Raw genomic sequence first — 3,374 nt, 5'->3', positions numbered from 1 at the left:
ATGAAAGATGAATTCGATGGTTTTATCCAACTACCGAAGATTTTCAGGTAGTTCAAAATCCCGCAAGTTCGGGATGTTTAGATGAATATTTCAATTTCTCGATATCGGAATTCCGATATCGGAACTAATTCAAGTAGTTATTCCAAGGCTGCGCATGGCGTGGCCTTTTTGTTGGGCTTATAAAACAAGTCCTACCTATCAATACTAGGTACATTAATAGATATAATCTCCTTTGTTATGAGATTTATTGATGATACTGTGTTTACATCCAGTGTAGTAATACACAGATGTGTAAAATGTACTTATAAGATAAGATGCTATAAATTTTACTTGCTGGTTTTATACGGATGAAAACAAACTATTTTACGCATCGTTTATTCCCTGTTGATGAAGCTACCGTCTGTGAGTCGTTGAAAACAACCATCGATACTATGATTAAGGATGGAACTAATTCAACCACGATATCAGGTGAGCATTACGTTATTCAGCATTTGTTAAAAGATGTTTATATTTTTATAAAAACGAATAGTAAGGATGTTTTTAGAAAGCTCGATGTGAGCAGCAACACATGTGTTGATTTATCTAATATACTGAATAAAAATGAAAAAATAGCTTTCGCTTCGTTCTTTATCATAAAAGATAATTTAGTCGGTTTTAGTAACACTCTACACTCGCCAAGAATAAATAAATTGGCGGAAATGTATGACACAGTTATGTTCTCAAGAAATTCGAATCATAACATTAAGTTTCAGCCGATAACTAAAGATGTAACCGAACAAGAATTACTTAGCTATGCTCATGTTGGTAAAATCACTATGAAAATTGAGAAAAATCAATCATTTGTTAGTGGTCTTTCAACTTTTTTTACGGGCAATGTTGATTATGATGATGTTGATTCGTTTGAAATAAAAATTATACCCAAGAGAAGTAAGGATATAAAAGATACTTTTTCCGGAATAATGAATAACTTACCGCAGGAAGTAAGATCCATAGCAGTATCAGCTAAGGAGCATCTAGGTGATGTTGCAACTGATATAAACGTAATAGCATCCAACACTGTATCTGACATCATAACTGATAACGCATTAATTGCGAGTCAGATGGAGGATAATTATAATAATAACACAGTGTTAAGGTCGCTAGGATTTTAAAGGTAATAGCACCATGAAACGTAACTCATTGATAGTAATTATTTTTATTCTTATAATATGCAATTGCGTTGGATTTCTGACACAATATTTAGTAAGAAATTTTATTTTTCAAGGTGTTACATTTAATGGAAATATAAGTAATCTAGGATCATCACTGGTTACATATTCAACTGCTATGATGGCATTACTGATAGCGATGATTGTTATTCTTTTTGGTATGGATGATTTGAAATTAAAGAATTTCAAGAAAGCTGGATATCTTCATGCTACTTATTTGATATATATGACAACTTTTTTTGAGTTGGGAATAACAATGGCTTTATCGTTCCTTTGTATGTCGAATATACAAAGTATCAGAATCGCTTCTCTTTCACTAACATTTGCATTAATCACATTTTTATTGATATGTACGTTAGGGATACAGTTGATAAGCATAAAAAAACATGGTGGAGCATAGTGCTCACTAGTGTAATCCTAGAATAGACAGTTTATCTATGGGCTGATCATTATTTAAAAATAGGCTGCTTATGCGGCCTTTTTGTTTTACACCATATCGAGAGAATCCTCGTATTGGTTATGTGTTAAGTTAATTCCACATATAAGAAATTCGCCACCGCAACGTCTCAACACTCCAATCCTATTGCGGTCGGCAGCCTATTAATTCACTAGCGAGGTGAATGATGGAAAAGCGTATTGAAGAGTTGGAAAGAAGAGTCGTTGAGTTGGAAAAACAGCTCTCTGAACTACGAGGAGCTGTTGATTGTTATTTTGCCGCTAATCAGAAAACGATTGATATTTGCGGCAAGAATTTACTGATCACAACCGCTGTTGGTGACCGTTAATTACTTACGCTGAAATTGCTGTAATTCATCCGCAAGTTTATTGGAATACGCATCGTTTAGTTGACGCATCTCTAACAATAAATACTTCTGATCTTCTTTAGGCATTCGGCAGAACATTAACGCTACGGCAAATTTGAGAGCACCAACTTCAGAAGCCACTTGCTCTTTAGTACCTGAGTCTGTGGATATTTGAACATTTTGGATGCGACGAGTGATCATTGTCGTCATTGAGTTACCTTTTTACGAAGCTAATCAGCCGTCGCTTCGGTTAGTTGACATTTGGCTGACCCAACAGCTTACCTTAACTATTAACCTATTACTTTTAACCGACTCACAGGGGTAACCATCGTTCACCCCACGGACGCCCATTGTTCAAATGGGGTGGAATATGCGCATGCCAAATAAAGACCCAAGCGGCTTTGAACTGTATCAATGGCTGATACTGTTGCTGCTTTCAGCATGGGGCGGGATAGTCCGCTACATCATCGATATAAAAACCAGTAATGCCCGCTGGAGTTGGTTCGGGGCAGTGGCTCAGGTAGTCGTTTCGGGATTCACCGGACTGATAGGGGGCTTTATCAGTTTAGAAGCGGGACTGAGCTTATACATGACATTCGCCAGTGCGGGGATGTGCGGCGCGATGGGAAGTATCGCACTCACGTATTTCTGGAACAGACTGACAGGTGACCCAAGATGACCAGAGGCATTGACAATCACAATCCGGGCAACATTGATCACAATCCCGCTAATAAGTGGCAGGGTCAATTGCCGCATGACCCGAAGATTGAGAAGCGCTTCTGTCGTTTCGAGACTGCGGAGCATGGTATCCGGGCACTCATGAAGTTGCTGACCAATTACCACAAGAACGGTTATCAGAGTGTGGCTAAGATGATTAATCGCTATGCTCCAAATAACGAGAATAACACCTCAGCCTATATCAAGGGTGTTGCCAAGGCACTGAATGTAGACCCGAATCAGGTTCTGGACATCAATAAACCCACGCTGATTGCGCTGGCTAAGTCCATCATCCGGCACGAGAACGGCAAGCAGCCTTATTCGGATGATGTATTCGAAAAAGCCTACAGCTTAATCTGAATTCCATAGCCTCGCATTTGCGGGGCTTCTTTTTATCTGCGTACTGACGTGCGCGAAACCCAATCATGAGCTTATAGAAATAGAGCCTGAGAACTATCGCTAAAGGTGGCGACCTCTCATGGGCGATATTTCTACGTCAGCAGGCTCTTATTTCTATAGGAATACGCATATGTACACAATCACAGTCCCTTTTTATGACGATGAACTTTATGTTGTGGAATACAATAATGAACCGTATGTGCCGATGAAACCCATTGTTGAAGGAATGGGGATGAACTGGGCTTCA

At 38.8% G+C, this 3,374-nt stretch carries 7 protein-coding genes; 6 read left to right on the top strand and 1 reads right to left on the bottom strand.

The window, feature by feature from the left end:
• The first annotated feature begins 347 nt into the window (after positions 1 to 347).
• From ABLA76_RS15465 to ABLA76_RS15455, 3 genes are all read left to right on the top strand, one after another.
• Complete coding sequence (locus ABLA76_RS15465; protein ID WP_348988599.1) at positions 348 to 1,151, top strand: hypothetical protein; 804 nt, start codon at positions 348 to 350, stop codon at positions 1,149 to 1,151.
• A 13-nt stretch (positions 1,152 to 1,164) separates the two neighbouring features.
• Positions 1,165 to 1,608, top strand: coding sequence for a hypothetical protein (locus ABLA76_RS15460; protein ID WP_348988598.1), 444 nt, complete (start codon positions 1,165 to 1,167; stop codon positions 1,606 to 1,608).
• A gap of 223 nt (positions 1,609 to 1,831) precedes the next feature.
• Positions 1,832 to 1,993 (top strand): hypothetical protein, encoded by a 162-nt coding sequence (locus tag ABLA76_RS15455; protein ID WP_348988593.1) that lies wholly within the window; start codon positions 1,832 to 1,834, stop codon positions 1,991 to 1,993.
• On the opposite strand, the gene ABLA76_RS15450 is transcribed toward ABLA76_RS15455, so the two are convergent.
• Positions 1,994 to 2,221: a hypothetical protein gene (locus tag ABLA76_RS15450; protein WP_348988597.1), complete on the bottom strand. Its 228-nt coding sequence runs from the start codon at positions 2,219 to 2,221 to the stop codon at positions 1,994 to 1,996.
• A 166-nt stretch (positions 2,222 to 2,387) separates the two neighbouring features.
• Between ABLA76_RS15450 and ABLA76_RS15445 the strand changes: the two genes are divergently transcribed.
• The 3 genes from ABLA76_RS15445 to ABLA76_RS15435 all read left to right on the top strand — a co-directional run.
• Positions 2,388 to 2,690 (top strand): phage holin family protein, encoded by a 303-nt coding sequence (locus tag ABLA76_RS15445; RefSeq protein WP_235428058.1) that lies wholly within the window; start codon positions 2,388 to 2,390, stop codon positions 2,688 to 2,690.
• Complete coding sequence (locus ABLA76_RS15440; RefSeq protein WP_348988596.1) at positions 2,687 to 3,088, top strand: structural protein; 402 nt, start codon at positions 2,687 to 2,689, stop codon at positions 3,086 to 3,088. Before ABLA76_RS15445 ends, ABLA76_RS15440 begins: the two co-directional genes overlap by 4 nt.
• Positions 3,089 to 3,257: 169 nt before the next feature.
• On the top strand, positions 3,258 to 3,374 hold a 117-nt coding region (locus ABLA76_RS15435), incomplete at its 3' end, for a phage antirepressor N-terminal domain-containing protein (RefSeq protein ID WP_348988600.1).

Source organism: Xenorhabdus sp. SGI240 (genome assembly GCF_040081915.1).
In the GTDB taxonomy this organism is placed as follows: domain Bacteria; phylum Pseudomonadota; class Gammaproteobacteria; order Enterobacterales; family Enterobacteriaceae; genus Xenorhabdus; species Xenorhabdus bakwenae.
The sequence above is the reverse complement of the archived record's forward strand: the minus strand, read 5'-3'. Positions and strand labels throughout refer to the sequence as shown.

What these genes read in the sequence shown, in the direction of transcription:
- ABLA76_RS15460 (WP_348988598.1), top strand. Translation starts at nt 1,165, where the DNA reads ATGAAACGTAACTCATTGATAGTAATTATTTTTATTCTTATAATATGC.
- ABLA76_RS15450 (WP_348988597.1), bottom strand. Translation starts at nt 2,221, where the DNA reads ATGACGACAATGATCACTCGTCGCATCCAAAATGTTCAAATATCCACA.
- ABLA76_RS15440 (WP_348988596.1), top strand. Translation starts at nt 2,687, where the DNA reads ATGACCAGAGGCATTGACAATCACAATCCGGGCAACATTGATCACAAT.
- ABLA76_RS15455 (WP_348988593.1), top strand. Translation starts at nt 1,832, where the DNA reads ATGGAAAAGCGTATTGAAGAGTTGGAAAGAAGAGTCGTTGAGTTGGAA.
- ABLA76_RS15445 (WP_235428058.1), top strand. Translation starts at nt 2,388, where the DNA reads ATGCCAAATAAAGACCCAAGCGGCTTTGAACTGTATCAATGGCTGATA.
- ABLA76_RS15465 (WP_348988599.1), top strand. Translation starts at nt 348, where the DNA reads ATGAAAACAAACTATTTTACGCATCGTTTATTCCCTGTTGATGAAGCT.